This is a genomic window from Nonomuraea glycinis, from assembly GCF_014646515.1.
Taxonomy (GTDB): domain Bacteria; phylum Actinomycetota; class Actinomycetes; order Streptosporangiales; family Streptosporangiaceae; genus Nonomuraea; species Nonomuraea glycinis.
The window spans coordinates 132,220-148,790 of record NZ_BMNK01000006.1 but is presented as its reverse complement, the minus strand read 5'-3'; the positions used below and the strand labels follow the sequence as shown (position 1 = coordinate 148,790).

Annotated in this window: 13 protein-coding genes; 1 reads left to right on the top strand and 12 read right to left on the bottom strand. The window is 71.1% G+C overall.

Features of this window, described 5'->3' with window-relative positions:
• Positions 1-151: 151 nt before the first annotated feature.
• Positions 152-1,630 (bottom strand): glutamate synthase subunit beta, encoded by a 1,479-nt coding sequence (locus IEY87_RS18960; RefSeq protein WP_189140019.1) that lies wholly within the window; start codon positions 1,628-1,630, stop codon positions 152-154.
• Positions 1,631-1,644: 14 nt separating this feature from the next.
• Positions 1,645-6,150, bottom strand: a complete 4,506-nt coding sequence (gltB, locus tag IEY87_RS18955) for a glutamate synthase large subunit (protein WP_189140018.1) — start codon at positions 6,148-6,150, stop codon at positions 1,645-1,647.
• A 197-nt stretch (positions 6,151-6,347) separates the two neighbouring features.
• On the opposite strand from gltB, the gene IEY87_RS18950 reads away from it, so the two are divergent.
• On the top strand, positions 6,348-7,880 hold the full coding sequence (locus IEY87_RS18950; protein WP_225277473.1) for a bis-aminopropyl spermidine synthase family protein: 1,533 nt from the start codon (positions 6,348-6,350) through the stop codon (positions 7,878-7,880).
• 342 nt (positions 7,881-8,222) lie between these two features.
• Here the strand turns inward: IEY87_RS18950 and IEY87_RS18945 are convergent, their stop codons facing one another.
• The 10 genes from IEY87_RS18945 to IEY87_RS18900 all read right to left on the bottom strand — a co-directional run bounded on the left by IEY87_RS18945 (position 8,223) and on the right by IEY87_RS18900 (position 16,566).
• A complete protein-coding gene (locus IEY87_RS18945) occupies positions 8,223-8,816 on the bottom strand; it encodes a hypothetical protein (RefSeq protein ID WP_189140017.1) in 594 nt (197 codons plus the stop codon).
• The gene (locus IEY87_RS18940) at positions 8,816-9,631 is read right to left on the bottom strand and encodes a hypothetical protein (RefSeq protein ID WP_189140016.1); all 816 of its coding nucleotides are present in this window, start codon (positions 9,629-9,631) and stop codon (positions 8,816-8,818) included. The genes IEY87_RS18945 and IEY87_RS18940 overlap by 1 nt, the downstream gene beginning before the upstream one ends.
• Entirely contained in the window at positions 9,628-10,332 is a 705-nt protein-coding gene (locus IEY87_RS18935; protein WP_189140015.1) for a VIT1/CCC1 transporter family protein, read from the bottom strand. The genes IEY87_RS18940 and IEY87_RS18935 overlap by 4 nt, the downstream gene beginning before the upstream one ends.
• Entirely contained in the window at positions 10,329-11,375 is a 1,047-nt protein-coding gene (gene lgt / locus IEY87_RS18930; RefSeq protein WP_189140014.1) for a prolipoprotein diacylglyceryl transferase, read from the bottom strand. Before lgt ends, IEY87_RS18935 begins: the two co-directional genes overlap by 4 nt.
• 26 nt (positions 11,376-11,401) lie before the next feature.
• The gene (locus IEY87_RS18925) at positions 11,402-12,154 is read right to left on the bottom strand and encodes a DsbA family protein (RefSeq protein ID WP_189140013.1); all 753 of its coding nucleotides are present in this window, start codon (positions 12,152-12,154) and stop codon (positions 11,402-11,404) included.
• Positions 12,120-12,680: a MauE/DoxX family redox-associated membrane protein gene (locus IEY87_RS18920; RefSeq protein WP_189140012.1), complete on the bottom strand. Its 561-nt coding sequence runs from the start codon at positions 12,678-12,680 to the stop codon at positions 12,120-12,122. Before IEY87_RS18920 ends, IEY87_RS18925 begins: the two co-directional genes overlap by 35 nt.
• A 326-nt stretch (positions 12,681-13,006) precedes the next feature.
• Entirely contained in the window at positions 13,007-13,807 is an 801-nt protein-coding gene (gene trpA, locus IEY87_RS18915) for a tryptophan synthase subunit alpha (RefSeq protein ID WP_189140011.1), read from the bottom strand.
• A 122-nt stretch (positions 13,808-13,929) separates the two neighbouring features.
• Positions 13,930-15,150, bottom strand: coding sequence for a tryptophan synthase subunit beta (gene trpB / locus IEY87_RS18910; RefSeq protein WP_225277472.1), 1,221 nt, complete (start codon positions 15,148-15,150; stop codon positions 13,930-13,932).
• Positions 15,151-15,173: 23 nt separating this feature from the next.
• On the bottom strand, positions 15,174-16,013 hold the full coding sequence (gene trpC / locus IEY87_RS18905; protein ID WP_189140010.1) for an indole-3-glycerol phosphate synthase TrpC: 840 nt from the start codon (positions 16,011-16,013) through the stop codon (positions 15,174-15,176).
• A 121-nt stretch (positions 16,014-16,134) separates the two neighbouring features.
• The gene (locus tag IEY87_RS18900; protein WP_189140009.1) at positions 16,135-16,566 is read right to left on the bottom strand and encodes a DUF2752 domain-containing protein; all 432 of its coding nucleotides are present in this window, start codon (positions 16,564-16,566) and stop codon (positions 16,135-16,137) included.
• Positions 16,567-16,571: the final 5 nt, after the last annotated feature.

Below are 16,571 nucleotides of genomic sequence, written 5' to 3'. Positions count from 1 at the left end.
TAGCCGCATTCCCCTTGAAACTGCATCTTCCCGGCAGTCATCAGGTGATGCAACTTCGCCCGCCCGCTTCGGCATGCCTGGCCCCGCGCGCGGAACGTACAGAAAGCAGGAAAACGCCCGCCCTTGAGGGGGCGGGCGCTCTCACACGTCGCTACACCAGCGGACGCGCCGTCGGCAGGATCGGGTACGGCAGCGCCGTCTCGCCGGTCAGGAACCGGTCGACGCCACTGGCGGCGGCGCGGCCCTCGGCGATGGCCCACACGATCAGCGACTGCCCGCGCCCCATGTCGCCGGCCACGAACACGCCGTCGACCTTGGACATGTACGTCTTGTCCCGCGAGACGTTGCCCCGCGCGTCGTAGAACCCGTCGCCCGCGAGCACCGCCAGGTCGTGCAGCAGCGGGCCCTTCTCCGGGCCGAGGAAGCCCATGGCGAGGGTGACCAGCTCGGCGGGGATCTCCCGCTCGCTGCCGGGGATCGGCTTGAACCCGTTCTGCGGGCCGTCGACCTCGACCAGGCGCAGCGCCCGGAGGTTGCCGTCGGCGTCGCCGGCGAACTCGGTGGTGGAGACCGCGTAGACGCGCTCCCCGCCGCCCTCGGCGAGCTCCTCGTGCGCGCTCTCCATCTTGAACAGGATGGGGAAGGTGGGCCACGGCTGGTTCGCCGACCTGGTGGCCGGCGGCTGCGGCATGATCTCCAGCTGGGTGACGGAGGCCGCGCCCTGCCGGATCGCGGTGCCGATGCAGTCGGCCCCGGTGTCACCGCCGCCGATCACCACGACGTGCTTGCCCTCGGCGGACACCGGCGGGGCGGCGTAATCGCCCTCCTGCACCTTGTTGGACAGGGGGAGATACTCCATCGCCTGGTAGACGCCCTTGAGGTCGCGGCCCGGCACCGGCAGGTCACGCCAGGCGGTGGCGCCACCCGACAGCACCACGGCGTCGAACTCGGCGCGCAGCTCGGCGGCCGTGACGTCGACGCCGACGTTCACGCCGGTGCGGAACTCGGTGCCCTCGGCCCGCATCTGCTCCAGGCGGCGCTCGATGTGCCGCTTCTCCATCTTGAACTCGGGGATGCCGTACCGGAGCAGCCCGCCGATACGGTCGGCCCGCTCGAACACCACCACGTCGTGGCCCGCCCGGGTGAGCTGCTGGGCGGCGGCCAGCCCGGCGGGGCCGGAGCCGACCACCGCGACCCGCTTGCCCGTCCTGCGGGCCGCGGGCTGCGGCGTCACCCAGCCCTCGGCGAACGCCCGGTCGATGATCTCGACCTCGACCCGCTTGATCGCCACCGGGTCGGAGTTGATGCCGAGCACGCACGCCGCCTCGCACGGAGCCGGGCAGAGCCTGCCGGTGAACTCCGGGAAGTTGTTCGTGGCGTGCAGCCGCTCGATCGCCTCCCGCCAGTCGGTCCGGTGGACCAGGTCGTTCCACTCGGGGATGAGGTTGCCCAGCGGGCAGCCGTTGTGGCAGAACGGGATGCCGCAGTCCATGCAGCGGGCCGCCTGCTTGGTCAGCTTCTCCTGCGGGAAGTCCTGATAGACCTCCTGCCAGTCACTGATGCGGACGTCGACGGGGCGGCGCGCCGGCAGCTCCCGGTCGTGCGTGAGAAAACCCTTGGGGTCAGCCATCGGTTACGCCTCCCTTATCCCTTGACCGCGGCCGCCATGACGGCCTCGTCGATGTCCCTGCCTTCGATCCGGGCGGCCTCGGCGGCCTCCATGACCCGCTTGTAATCGGTCGGCATGATCTTGCCGAACCGTGCGAGCGCGTCGTCCCAGTCGGCCAGCAACTGCTTGGCCACCGGCGAGCCGGTCTCCGCGAAGTGCTTCTCCACGATCTCCTTGAGGAACTCCGCGTCCTGCTCGGTGAGCGCCTCCAGGGCGACCATCTCCCGGTTGACCCGCTCGGTCTTGAGGTCGAGCAGGTAGGCGACGCCGCCGGACATGCCCGCCGCGAAGTTGCGGCCGGTCGGGCCGAGCACCACCGTGGTGCCGCCGGTCATGTACTCGCAGCCGTGGTCGCCGACGCCCTCGACGACGGCGGTGGCGCCGGAGTTGCGGACGCAGAACCGCTCCCCCACCACGCCGCGGATGAACACCTCACCGGACGTGGCGCCGTACAGGGCGACGTTGCCGGCGATGATGTGCCCGTCCAGCGGAGCCGCGTCGTGCGGGCGCAGCGTGAGCCGCCCGCCCGACAGGCCCTTGCCGAGGTAGTCGTTGGCGTCGCCGGTGAGCCGCAGCGTGATGCCGCGGGGCACGAACGCGCCGAAGGAGTTGCCGGCCGATCCGGTGAAGGAGATGTCGATGGTGTTGTCCGGCAGGCCCGCGCCGCCGTACCGCTTGGTGACCTGGTAGCCGAGCATGGTGCCGACGGTGCGGTTCACGTTGCGGATGGGCAGCTCCAGCGTCACCGGGGTGCCGTCGTTCAGCGCGCCCTCGGCGAGCTGGATCAGCGTGTTGTCCAGCGCGTGCCGCAGCCCGTGGTCCTGCGCGACGGTGCGCCGCAGCGGGGTGCCGCTGGGCAGCGCCGGCAGGTGCAGGATCGGCGACAGGTCGAGCCCGCTGGCCTTCCAGTGGTCCTCGGCCGCCGCCATGTCCAGCATCTCGACGTGCCCGATCGCCTCGTCGAGCGTGCGGAAGCCCAGCTCGGCGAGGTACTCGCGGATCTCCTCCGCGATGAACTCGAAGAAGTTGACCACGAACTCGGGCTTGCCGGTGAAGCGCTTGCGCAGCTCCGGGTTCTGGGTGGCGACGCCCACCGGGCAGGTGTCGAGGTGGCACACGCGCATCATCACGCAGCCGGACACGACCAGCGGCGCGGTGGCGAAGCCGTACTCCTCGGCGCCGAGCAGCGCGGCGATGACCACGTCGCGGCCGGTCTTCAGCTGGCCGTCGACCTGCACCACGATCCGGTCGCGCAGGTTGTTGAGCAGCAGCGTCTGCTGGGTCTCGGCCAGGCCGAGCTCCCACGGCGCGCCCGCGTGCTTGAGGCTCGTCAGCGGGGAGGCCCCGGTGCCGCCGTCGTGGCCGGAGATCAGCACCACGTCCGCGTGCGCCTTGGACACGCCCGCCGCGACCGTGCCGACCCCGACCTCGGCGACCAGCTTCACGTGCACCCGCGCCTGCGGGTTGGAGTTCTTCAGGTCGTGGATGAGCTGGGCCAGGTCCTCGATCGAGTAGATGTCGTGGTGCGGCGGCGGCGAGATGAGGCCGACGCCGGGCGTGGAGTGCCGGGTCTTGGCGATCCACGGATAGACCTTGTGGCCGGGCAGCTGGCCGCCCTCGCCGGGCTTGGCGCCCTGGGCCATCTTGATCTGCAGGTCCGAGGCGTTCACCAGGTATTCGGAGGTCACCCCGAACCGGCCGGAGGCCACCTGCTTGATCGCGCTGCGCCGGGAGTCGTCGTAGAGGCGCTCGGGGTCCTCGCCGCCCTCGCCGGTGTTGGACTTGCCGCCGAGGCGGTTCATCGCGATGGCGAGCGTCTCGTGCGCCTCCATCGAGATCGAGCCGTACGACATCGCCCCGGTGGAGAACCGCTTGACGATCTCCGAGACGGGCTCGACCTCCTCGATCGGGATCGAGGCGCCCTTACGCAGCTTGAACAGGCCACGCAGCGTCATCAGCCGCTCGGCCTGGGAGTCCACCATGCCGGTGTACTCCTTGAAGATCTCGTAGCGGCGGCTCCTGGTGGCGTGCTGCAGCTTGAAGACCGTCTCGGGGTTGAACAGGTGCGGCTCGCCCTCGCGGCGCCACTGGTATTCGCCGCCGACCTGCAGCCGCCGGTGCGGGTTCTCCGCGCGCGGGTAGGCGTGCCGGTGCCGTCCGGCCGCCTCGCGGGCCAGCACGTCGAAGCCGACGCCGCCGAGCCGGGAGGTGGTGCCGGTGAAGCAGGAGTCGATGACCTCCTGGCTGAGCCCGAGCGCCTCGAAGATCTGCGCACCGGTGTAGGAGGCGACGGTGGACACCCCCATCTTGGACATCACCTTGATGACGCCCTTGCCGTAGGCCTTGATGAGGTTGCGCACGGCGACGCGCTTGTCGAGGGCCAGCGCGCCGGAGTCGACGAGGTCCTCGACGGTCTCGATGGCCAGGTACGGGTTCACCGCGCCGGCCCCGTAGCCGATCAGCAGCGCCATGTGGTGGCACTCGCGGGCCTCGCCGGTCTCGATGACCAAGCCGATCTTGGTGCGGGTCCGCTCCTGGATCAGGTGGTGGTGCACGGCGCCGGTGAGCAGCAGCGCCGGGATCGGCGCGAGCGTCTCGGAGGAGCCGCGGTCGGACAGCACGATGATCCGGGCGCCCTCGGCGATCGCCTGCGACGCCTCGGCCCTGATCTCCCGCAGGCGGCTCAGCAGCGCCTGGCCGCCGCCCGCCACCGGGTAGAGGCCGGAGATCACATGCGGGTGCAGGCCGGGCAGGTCATGCTCGTCGTTGATGTGGATGATCTTGGCGAGCTCGTCGTTGTCGATCACCGGGTACGGCAGCACGAGCTGCCGGCAGGAGGTGGGGCCCGGGGCGAGCAGGTTGCCCTCGGGGCCGACCACGCTGGCCAGGGAGGTGACCAGCTCCTCGCGGATGGCGTCCAGCGGCGGGTTGGTGACCTGCGCGAACAGCTGCGTGAAGTAGTCGAACAGCAGCCTGGGCTTCTCGCTCAGCACCGCGACGGGCGTGTCGGTGCCCATGGAGCCGATCGGCTCCAGGCCGCTCCTGGCCATCGGCGCGAGGATGATGCGCAGCTCTTCCTCGGTGTAGCCGAAGGTCTGCTGCCGCCTGACGAGCGCCTCGTGGGTCGGGATCTCTCTCCGGCGCGCGGGCAACTCCTCGAAGCGCACCAGGCCGGCGTGCAGCCAGTCTTCGTACGGCAACTCGGCGGCGAGCTCGGCCTTGATCTCGTCATCTTCGATGATCTTGCCGCGGGCGGTGTCGATGAGGAACATCCGGCCGGGCTGCAGGCGGCCCTTGCGGACGACGTCCTCGGGCGCGAAGTCGAGCACACCGGCCTCGGAGGCCAGCACGACGAGCCCGTCGGCGGTCACCCAGAACCGGCCGGGGCGCAGGCCGTTGCGGTCGAGCACGGCGCCGGCCAGCGTGCCGTCGGTGAACGTGATCGAGGCCGGGCCGTCCCACGCCTCCATCATCGAGGAGTGGAACTCGTAGAAGGCACGCCGCGCGGGATCCATCTCGGTGTGGTTCTCCCACGCCTCCGGGATCATCATCAGCACGGCGTGCGGCAGGGTGCGCCCGCCCAGGTGGAGCAGCTCCAGCACCTCGTCGAAGGAGGCCGTGTCGCTGGCGTCCGGGTCACAGATCGGGAAGAGCCGCGACAGGTCGCCGGGGATGACGGACGACTCGAGCATGGCCTCGCGGGCCCGCATCCAGTTGCGGTTGCCCTTGACCGTGTTGATCTCGCCGTTGTGCGCGATGTAGCGGTAGGGGTGGGCCAGCGGCCAGCTCGGGAAGGTGTTGGTCGAGAAGCGCGAGTGCACCAGCGCGATCGCGCTGTGGTAGCGCTCGTCGGACAGGTCGGGGAAGAACGGCTCGACCTGGTCGGGGGTGAGCATGCCCTTGTAGACGATGGTCCGGGCCGACAGGGACGTGAAGTACACGTCCACCTCGTGCTCGGCCCGCTTGCGCAGGCAGAAGGCGAGCCGGTCGAGCTCCAGGCCGGACTCGCCGCCGGGGGCGGCCACGAAGATCTGCTTGAAGAACGGCATCACGGCGCGGGCGCTCGGCCCCGGCAGGGCGCGGTCGACCGGCACGTCGCGCCAGCCGAGCACGGTCAGGCCCTCTTCGGCGGCGATCTCCTCGATCATGCCGACACCGATCGCGCGCGCCTCGTCGTCGATCGGCAGGAAGGCGATGCCGGTGGCGTACTGGCCGCTGTCCGGCAGGGCGAACGGGACGCTCGCCCGGTAGAGCGCGTCAGGGATCTGCGTCAGGATCCCGGCTCCGTCGCCGGTGTCCGGCTCGCTACCCTTGGCCCCCCGGTGATCGAGATTGCACAGTGCCGTCAGCGCCTTGACCACGATGTCGTGCCCCCGGCGACCGGCGACGTCGGCGACCATCGCGACACCGCAGGCATCATGCTCGTTGGCGGGGTCGTAGAGGCCCTGGGGCTCGGGGAACCCGAGGTGGGCAGCAGGCATTGAATCCCTCCCGTCGTCTTCGTCTGTCTGAACTGCGTGAACAGGCGGGGACGACGTTGGCCCTGCTGCTTATCGTGGATAGAGGTTACCGCACGCTGCCAGAATGGTGCCCACCGCGCCCACATGGCGAACATTCACCCGATTCCCGGACATCCTGCTCTGCTTCTGGGCGCTGAGCCGCTCGATAGGGTTGGTCCATGGAGCGTGACGGGGTGGAGCGCCTGCTGGCTGCGGCCGGGGTGGACAGCAGGAGGCTCAGGCACGCGCTGACCCTCCTCTGCGACGGCCAGTGGTGGACCCTGGCCGACCTGGTCAGGCAGAGCGCCACGTCCAGGCGCACGATCGAGGAGCTGTTGCGGGAGTTGCGCCTGGAGCGCTCCGGCGACCGGTTCCGGGTAGCACCGGAGCACTCCCCCGACTACCAGGACCTGCTGGCCGTCGCCCCGGCGCCCGAGGACCCCGTCGCCCACCTCCTGCCGCACTACGGGCCGGCGCTGGAGCGCCTGCGCGAGCTCATCGCCAAGGCGCCGCGCGCCCGCCACACGCTGGACCACGTCGCGGCCACCCCCGACACCGTCCTGCGCCGGGCCCTGCTGCTCGGCGCCCGCTTCTGGCTGCCGGGCGCCCGGCTGCTCTGCGTGGGCGACCACGACCTCACCTCGCTCGCGGTCAAACTCGTCCACCCGGAGACGGACGTCACGGTGGTCGACGTCGACGAGCGCATCCTGGCCTACATCGACGAGCAGGATCTGGGCGTACGCACCCGCTGGGCGGACCTGCGCCTCACCCTGCCCCCGTCGGCCCACGACCACGACCTGGCCCTCACCGACCCGCCGTACACCCCTGAGGGCATCAGCCTGTTCACCGCCCGCGCGATCGAGGGCCTGAAGGACGACGGCCGGATCCTGCTCGCCTACGGCGCGAGTGAGCGCACCCCGGCGCTGGCGCTCAAGGTGCAGAACTCCCTGTCGGCACTGAACCTAACTTTTGACGCCATATATCCCGATTTCAACCGATATTTTGGTGCAGAGGCCATCGGGTCCGCCGCCGACCTCTACCTCCTCCGCCCCACCACCAGAACCCGCCCCGCCGCGGCCGCCCGCCTCGACCGCGCCGTCACCGCCATCTACACCCAGGGCCCCCAGTCGATCGAGTCCGCCCGGCCCGGCGCCGAGCCCGCCGACACCACGGCCGACCTCCTGGTCGGCGACTGGCCCAAGCCCCTCCCCCAGCCCAGGGCCAAGCTCACCACCTGGCTGGCCAAGCCCTACGCGGCCACCCTCGACAGCGTGGCCATCGCCGTGCCCGCCGGCCTGGAGAGCGCCATCCCCCGCCTCCTGCTCGCCACCCGCGCCGGCCACGTCCACCTCCACCTGGCTGAGCCGCCCGCCCGGCTCCCCGCCGTCCTGGCCTCGGTCTACGACTGCGTCACCGACGGCACCGTCCTGCGCGCCACCCGCCGCCCCCAGCCGACCGCCCCCGAGGAGCAGGTGCTGCGCCGCATCCTCGACCACGGCCACGCCAAACTCGCCAACACCTGGCGCGAGGCCCTCATCTCCCTGGCTCGCGCCCAGGGCTCCACCCTCACCAAGAACGAGGCCCGCACCCTCATCCGCCAGGCGGCCCCCTGGGCCGAGGACCTCACCCCCCTGGAAGCCCCCCTCCACCGCCTGGCCGCCCTCCCCACCCAGGTCACCACCACCGTCCACGCCCTCACCACCACCACCTGACCACCCGGACGCCCTGCCGCCCTCTGAGCGCCGACCCACTACCGGACGTGCGCGCGACGTCTGCCTCAGTCGGGCGATCATCTTGTACGGCACAGCCAAGTGAACGCCGACCTCCGACCCACTACCGGGCGCGCCGGCGGCGTGTCCCAAGGGTGGGGTGGTCACTCGCCGCAACGGCGCTCGCTCTACCGTCCAAGGGGCGACCCGCCGGCCGGGAAGCCCACGAGCCCCGGTGGCCCACAGAGTCGGGTCAGGCCACGGCCAGGACCCGGGTCAGGTCGCGGCCGGAAGTCGGGTCAGGTCGCGGCCAGGACTCGGGTCAGGTCGCGGCCGGAAGTCGGGTCAGGTCGCGGCCAGGACTCGGGTCTGGATCGCGTTGCCGAGGGCGTCGAGGGCGATGAGGGGCTGCACCAGGTCGGTGCCTCGCTCGGCGGTGAGGGTGCCCAGCCAGCTCACCGTGACGTAGTGGCCCAGGGCGCGGACCTCGGCGCGGCTGCGGGTGGCGTCGAACGGTGTCGTCTGCCGTACGAAACCGTCCTCGCGCAGGGCGGCCACCAGGGCGTCGGCGGCGCGGCCGTCCGGGAGGTTGAAGATGACGAACTGGCCGGCGACGGCCGGGCCCCGGTAGGTGGCGCGCAGGGCCTGGGTGCAGCCGGGCGCGGAGGTGCCCCACAGGGCGTCGTCGCAGTCGGTGAGCTCTTCGACGGCGGTCCTGGTCATCCCGCCGATGGTCTGGGTGCCGGGGGTGAAGATCTCGGCCACCGTCACGGGGGCGGCGTCGGCCTGGCGGGAGTCCACCAGCGCGTACAGGGCGGAGGTGGGCTCGGCGCGAAGAGCGGCGGGGCGGGGCAGATCGCGGCCGAACCACAGCCAGGCACCGCCGGCCAGCACCGCGAGCACGGCCGCCACCAGGCTGACGACGAGGCGCCGGGACATCAGGAGGCCGGCCCGGTGATCGCGACGACCCTGCGGTAGACGGCCTTCTCCGCGCCTCTGAGGGTGAGAGCGAGTGACACGTAGTCGTCCCTGGCGGTGGGCTCCGCGCCGTCGGCCCTGCCGATCCAGACGAGGCCGACATAGTGGCCGAGGGCGTAGGCGCCCGCCTCGGTGTAGCCGCCCGCTGGGAAGGCGGCCTTGGTGCTCGCCAGCGGCAGGGTCCAGCCGCCCCGGTGCAGGGTTTCGAGCGACTCGACGAGCGCGGCGGCCGATTCGCCGTCACGGAGGTTGAGCAGGGTGTACTGGCCGACGTAGCGGCGGTCGGAGCTGAGGTAGAGGCCGCGGACGGCCTGGGTGCACTCGGCGGCCGACACCTGCTCGATCAGCGCCTCGCCCCACAGGGCGGCGGAGCAGTCGGCGTCGAGCTTTCTGCCGGCGAGCCGCAGGGAGAGTTTCTTCTCGCCGGCGAGGGCCCTCTGGCCGAAGACCTCCTTGGCGGTGAGCGGCTGGGTGTCCTTGGCCCGGTCCGCGATCGGCGCGAACAGCTTGGGCGAGGCCCACCCCTGGAAGTCCCGCGGCAGCGCCGCACCGGACTGGACGACGGCGGCGGCGCTGGCCCTACGCTCGGGGGTGTACGTGCCGAGCGAGCCGATGACGGCGACCAGCACGACGGCGCCCGCGAGGACGCCGACGGCCGTGGCGATGATGACGATGAGCCGCTGCTGCTTCGGCTGGAACCCCCAGTGCGTCAGGAGCGGCAGCTCCCAGTCGGAGGGGGGAGTACGGCGCCGCTTGCGAGGTCTGGTGCCACTCACAGTCCGGACGCCCCGATCGCGTTGCCGAGCGCGAACGTGAGCGCGGCGGCCACCGCGCCCACCACGAGCTGGCGGATCCCTGAATACCACCAGCTCCGCGCGGTCACCGTGGAGACGATGACGCCGGCGGTGAACAGCGCCACGCAGGAGACCACGGCGGAGACCCAGAGGCTGACGACGCCGAACAGGTACGGCAGCAGCGGCAGCGCCGCCCCCACGCTGAACGCCAGGAAGGACGACACGGCCGCCACCTTGGGCGAGGGCAGGTCCCCGGGCTCGACGCCGAGCTCGTTCTGGGCGTGGATCTCCAGGGCCTGCTCGGGGTCGCGGGAGATCTGCCTGGCGACCTCGGCCGCCAGCGCGGGCTCGACGCCCCTGCCGATGAAGACCTGGGCCAGCTCCTCCAGCTCGGCTTCGGGGTTGCGGTCGAGCTCGTCGGCCTCGACGGCGATCTCGGCCTGGGCGAGCTCGCGCTGGCTGGCCACGGAGACGTACTCGCCGCCGGCCATGGAGAACGCGCCCGCCGCGAGCCCGGCGACGCCGGCCAGCGAGATGACCTTGGTGTTGGCGGTGCCGCCGGCGACACCGGCGATGAGCGCGAAGTTCGAGACCAGGCCGTCCATCGCGCCGAACACCGATGGCCTGAGCCAGCCGCCGGTGACGTCGCGATGCTGGTGGTGAATCTCCGCGCGGCCGTTCATCGCGAGTTCTTCTCCTCCGGCACGGCTTCAGCCTTGACCTCGGACTCAGCCTCCGCAGCCTCCGCAGATTCCACAGACTTCACCGGCTCCTCGGGCTCGCTCGCAGGTTTCGCCCCCTCATCCTCGGAGGTGTCCGCTGCGGAGGTCGTCGAGGTCGCGACCTCGTGCTCCGGGTCAGCCAGGCTCGACGGGTGGGCGGGGTCGGCGTCCTCCGGGGAGACGACGATCTCTTCGCCGGTCTTGTTCCTGGTGGCCCAGAAGTAGATCAGCGCACCGACGAAGAGCACGATCGCGGTGTACTGGTTGAGCCGCAGCCCGAGGAACTCGACCGCGTGGTCCACCCCGCCGACGGGGTCGATGCGCAGCCCCTCGATCCAGAACCGGCCCAGGGTGTAGCCGGCGACGTAGAGGGCGAACAACCGGCCGTAGCGCAGCCCGAGCCGCTTGCCGATGACGAGCAGCGCGATGCCGAGGGCCAGGTTCCACAGCGACTCGTACAGGAAGGTCGGGTGATAGAGCACCCCGGGCTCGCCGCCGTGCTGCTGGTCGATCTCCAGGCCCCAGGGCAGCGTGGTGGGCGCGCCGTACAGCTCCTGGTTGAACCAGTTGCCCCAGCGGCCGATGGCCTGCGCGAAGGCGATGCCCGGCGCGACCGTGTCGGCGACCGCGCTCAGCGACAGGCCGCGCCTGCGGCAGGCCAGCCAGACGCCGACGCCGCCGAGCGCGACCGCGCCCCAGATGCCGAGCCCACCCTCCCAGATGAACAGGGCCTGGTAGGGCTCCTTGATCGCGCGAGCGCCGAAGTAGGTCTGCCAGTCGGTGATGACGTGATAGAGACGGCCACCGATCAGACCGAAGATCACAGCGGGCACGGCGATGTCGATCATCGTGCCCGCCTGGCCGCCGCGGGCACGCCAGCGGCGCTCGCTCAGCCAGACGGCGACGACGACACCGAGCACGATGCACAGGGCGTAAGCCCGGATCGGCACGAATCCGAGATACCAGACCCCCTGGGAAGGGCTGGGAATCGAGGCTATGGGCATGTCAGGTGAGGGTAGCGGACGCTGAGCTACTTGGCCGCCTCGGTGACCGTATCGCGAAGCTCCCGAGGCGCGGCCGCGACACTGTTGTCGATGACCTCACCGTTGAGCTTGATGGTCGGTGTGCCCCGCAGCTGCTGGTCGGCCATGACCTGCTTGCTCTGGTCGAGGTGGGCCCGCGCGTGCTTCTGCGAGGTGACGCAGGCCGCGAAGCCGGGTGTGGTGACGCCCGCCTCCTTGCCCCAGGCCACGAGCTGGTCGGTGGTGAAGCCCTCGGCGGTCTCGCTGGGCTGGTTGCGGTAGAGGATGTCGTGGAAGGCCACCCACTGCTTGCCGTCGGCCACGCAGCGCGCGGCGGCCGCGGCCCGGACCGAGTTGGACTTGGTGGGCTCCTGGGAGAAGATCGTGAGCGGGTGGAAGACCACCTTGGCCAGGCCCTCGGCGGCGAGGTTCTTGAAGGTCGGGCCGCTGACCCGCTCCAGCTCCTTGCAGGCGGGGCACTGGAAGTCCTCGTAGATGTCGAGCACCGGCGCGTTCACGCCGTCGTTGGCCATCACCACGGTCCCGTCGGCCTGCACCGTGGTGGGCGCCAGTGAGTCTCCCGCCACCTCCGACTGTGACCTGCTCGCGGTGTACCACCAGCCCGCTCCCACGGCGGCCAGCGCGACCGCGCCCGCCGCCACGTAGGTGACCACGCGCTTACGCTGCTCCCGCACGCGGTCGGCGGCCTGCTGCTCCCTGATCTTGTCACGCGCCGACTTCGCCCGGCCGCCCTTGCTCATCACCGTTCTCCTCTTCGTCGAGCAGGTGCTCCGCACCCGCCAAGCCCAGTGGCCGGTCCAACGCGAAGCGTCCCGGCGGGAAACGCACGATCCAGGCGCCCAGCAGCACAAGGCCGAAGTCGCGCAGGATGTCGACCAGGTAGGTCGGCTCCTGCCCGGCGCCGAGCTGACCGCCGCCGCCGAAGCAGCCGCAGTCGATGCGCAGCCCGTGCGCCCACGCCCAGGCGATGCCGAACACGAAGGCGAACATGAGCAGCGCGGCGATGACGGCAGCCACTCTGGTCATGAGGCCTACGATCAGCAGCACCCCGACCACTACCTCCACAATAGGCAGGCCGTAACCAGCGGCCGTGGCCACCTGCTCGGGTAGCAGTTCGTACGCTCGGACCGCCACCACGGAGTCGGCCGGGTTGCCGATCTTGAGCCCTCCGGCCACGATCAGCACCCCGCCCAGAACCAATCGGGCGACGGTCGTGACCCAGGGTATCGCTGATCTCGCGCTCTGTGACGCCGCTGACGCGTTCACGGGCCATCTCCTCTTCCTCTGTGCCGGTAGCCGCACAGTATCCGGGTCCTATCCGATCACGCTCGGGATAAGAGTCGGCTAAGGAGTGGTTCTGGCCCGCGCATGACGCCGAACTGCGGGAAGGCCGGCATTCCGCTGGACGCGGAAACCCGGTGCCCAGCCCTGCGGACCGCCCGGCGAAGGCGTGACGGAACCTTGGAAGGCGCGTCAGGCGTGACGAAACCCTGGAAGGCGTCAGGCGCGGGAGGCGTGACGGAACTCCAGAAGGCGGAAGGCGGAAGGTGTCAGGCGGAAGGTGTCAGGCGGAAGGTGTCAGGCGGAAGGTGTCAGGCGCGGGAGCGGACGCCCTGGGCCATCTCGCGGGCCAGCTCGGCGATCGAGGCGTAGCCGGCGGCCTCGTCGGGGGCGTCCAGGATGCGGCGGATGAACGCCGAGCCCACGATGACGCCGTCGGCGTAGGCCGCGACGTGGGACGCCTGCGCGCCCGTGCCGACGCCCAGCCCGACGCAGACCGGCAGGTCGGTGTGCGCGCGGGTGCGCTTGACCAGGTCCTCGGCCGCCACGTTGACGGTCTCGCGCGCGCCTGTGACGCCCATCAGCGAGGCCGCGTAGACGAAGCCGGTGCAGCAGTCGACGACGGCCTTGATGCGCGCCTCGGTGGAGCTGGGCGCCACCAGGAAGACGGTGTCGATGCCCGCCGCCGCCGACGCGGCGCGCCACGGCTCGGACTCCTCCGGCGTGAGGTCGGGCGTGATGGTGCCGGCGCCGCCCGCGTCGGCCAGCTCGCGGGCGAACCGCTCGGCGCCGTAGCGGTCGATCGGGTTCCAGTAGGTCATGACGAGCGTGGCCGCGCCGGTGGCGGCGACCCCTTCGACGGTACGCATGACGTCGGCGATGCGGGTGCCGTTGAGCAGCGAGCGGTGCACCGCGTCCTGGATGGTCGGCCCGTCCATGAGCGGATCGGAGTAGGGCAGGCCGATCTCGATGACGTCACACCCGGCCTCGACCAGGGCGGTCGCCGCGGCGATGGCGCCGTCCTTGGACGGGAAGCCCGCCGGGAGGTAACCCACGAGCGCGGCCCGGTTGTCCGCCTTCGCCTTGGCGAACACCGTCTGAAGAGTCGTCATTGGTCGTCCGTTCTCACATCGTCGAGCCCCGCCTCCCCGGGCTCCGATCGCCGCGTCCCGCACCGCCGTTGCGGTGCGGGACGACCGGCGTACTCGCGGGGCGGCCGACCCGGTCAGGGTCGTCAGAGATTGAAGTACTTCATGGCCGTGCCCATGTCCTTGTCGCCACGCCCGGAGAGGTTGACCAGAATGGTCGCCTCGGGGCCCAGCTCGCGGCCGAGCTCCAGCGCGCCCGCGAGGGCGTGGGAGGACTCGATGGCCGGGATGATGCCCTCGGTCCTGGCCAGCAGCGAGAAGGCGGCCATGGCCTGGTCGTCGGTGATGCCGTGGTAGGTGGCGCGACCGCTGTCCTTGAGCCAGGCGTGCTCGGGGCCGACGCCGGGATAGTCCAGGCCGGCCGAGATCGAGTGCGAGTCGATGGTCTGGCCCTCGTCGTCCTGCAGCACGTAGGTGCGCGAGCCGTGCAGGACGCCGACCGAGCCCGCGGTGAGCGTCAGCGCGTGCTCGCCGCTGTCCAGCCCTCGGCCGGCCGCCTCGTAGCCGTGGAGCTGGACGCCCTCGTCGCCGATGAAGGCGTGGAAGATGCCGATGGCGTTGCTGCCGCCGCCGACCGCCGCGCAGACCGCGGTGGGCAGGGCGCCGGTCAGCTCCAGCATCTGGCGGCGAGCCTCGACGCCGATGATGCGGGCGAAGTCGCGGACGATCTCCGGGAACGGGTGCGGCCCGGCGACCGTGCCGAACAGGTAGTGCGTGGAGTCGACGTTGGTCACCCAGTCGCGGAACGCCTCGTTGATGGCGTCCTTCAGCGTCTGCGAGCCGTTGGTCACGGGCACGACCTTGGCGCCGAGCAGCTTCATCCTGGCGACGTTGAGCGCCTGGCGCTCGCAGTCGACGGCGCCCATGTAGATGACGCACTCCAGGCCGAGCAGGGCCGCCGCGGTGGCGGTGGCCACGCCGTGCTGGCCCGCGCCGGTCTCGGCGATCACCCGCTTCTTGCCGAGCCGCTTGGTCAGCAGCGCCTGGCCCAGCACATTGTTGATCTTGTGCGCGCCGGTGTGCGTGAGGTCCTCGCGCTTGAGCACGATCCGCGCGCCGCCCGCCTGCTCGGCGAAGCGCGGCACCTCGGTCAGCGTGGTCGGCCGGCCCGCGTACGTACGCAGCAGGTGGTCGAACTCGCGCAGGAACTCGACGTCGTTCTTGGCCGTGGCGTAGACCGAGGCGACCTCGTCGAGCGCCGGGATGAGCGCCTCGGGCACGTAACGGCCTCCGAAGATGCCGAACTTGCCGCGCACATCGGGGTCGTCGCCGTGAACGCCGTTGCCCGCCAGGTCGGCGGCCGTCAAGATGGAGCCTTCGTGTGCCACTGCTATCCCTCTGCTCCGTGGTCGGGGCGGGTCGCCGGGTGGGCGCCGGCGGTCACCAGCGCCTCCACGGCCTTACGCGGGTCCTTGCCGGTGACCAGGCTCTCCCCCACCAGGACGGCGTCGGCGCCTGCCCTGGCGTAGGCGAGCAGGTCGTGCGGCCCGCGCACGCCTGATTCGGCGATCTTGATCACATTATCCGGGACCTTGGGCGCCAGCTTGGCGAAGACATCCCGATCGACCTGAAGTGTCTTCAAGTTACGGGCGTTGATCCCGACGACGCGGGCGCCGGCGGCGACCGCCCGGTCGAGCTCCTCCTCGGTGTGCACCTCGACGAGCGGGGTGAGCCCGATGGACTCGGCCCGCTCGATCAGCGACACCAGCGCCTCCTGCTCCAGGCAGACGACCATCAGCAGCGCGAGGTCGGCGCCGTGGGCCCTGGCCTCCCAGAGCTGGTAGGAGGTGAGGATGAAATCCTTGCGCAGGATCGGGATGTCCACCCGGGCGCGGACGGCGGCCAGGTCTTCCAGGCTGCCGCCGAACTTGCGTCGCTCGGTGAGCACGCTGATGACGTGCGCGCCACCCGCCTCGTAGTCGGCGGCGAGCGCCGCCGGGTCGGCGATGGCGGCGAGCGCGCCCTTGGACGGGCTGGAGCGCTTCACCTCGGCGATCACCGAGACCCGGTCACCGCCGACCGCCGCGAGGGCGTCTCTGGGCGCGGGGGCCCGGTCGGCCTGCTGCTTGAGGTCGTCAAGCGACACGGTCCGCTGCCGTGTGGCGAGGTCGGCGCGCACCCCGTCGAGGATGTCGTCGAGGACACTCGGTCCTTCGGTCCGCTCACTCACGCGCTTGGGATCCCTCCGGTCGACAGTGGGGGTGGAGACCAGGAGTTCGCGTCGCGTCCGCTCCTGGCCTTGTCTTGCGATGGTATCGGCCCGGGGAGGGCTTCTGGTCACAGGGGCGCGGCTATGGCGCCAGGAACGCCCCGAACGGAAGGTTGCGCACCACCCAGTACACCAGGACCAGCGCGAGGAAGGCCCACAAGTAGGCGGGATGCGCCAGTGTCGTGCGCCGGGGTCTGCCCCGCCAGGCGTTGATCATCCAGCGGCCCCACCAGAACAGCAGGAAGGGCACCATGGCCAGGGCGAGCGGGTTCAGGCCGAGCGCCGCCACCGGGTCCAGGTGCGCGAGGGCGTGGATGGTGCGCATCGTCCCGCAGCCCGGGCAGTAGAGGCCGGTCAGCATCAGGAACGGGCAGGTGGGGTAGTGGCCTGGCTCGTTGGGGTCGACCACGCCGACGATCGCGAAGACGGCTCCCGCCGCCGCGGCGACACCGAGCGGCGCGAGCACCGACCTGAGGCGGTCGGTGCCGCGCCGTTCGAGGTTCGCGTTCGTCATGGTGG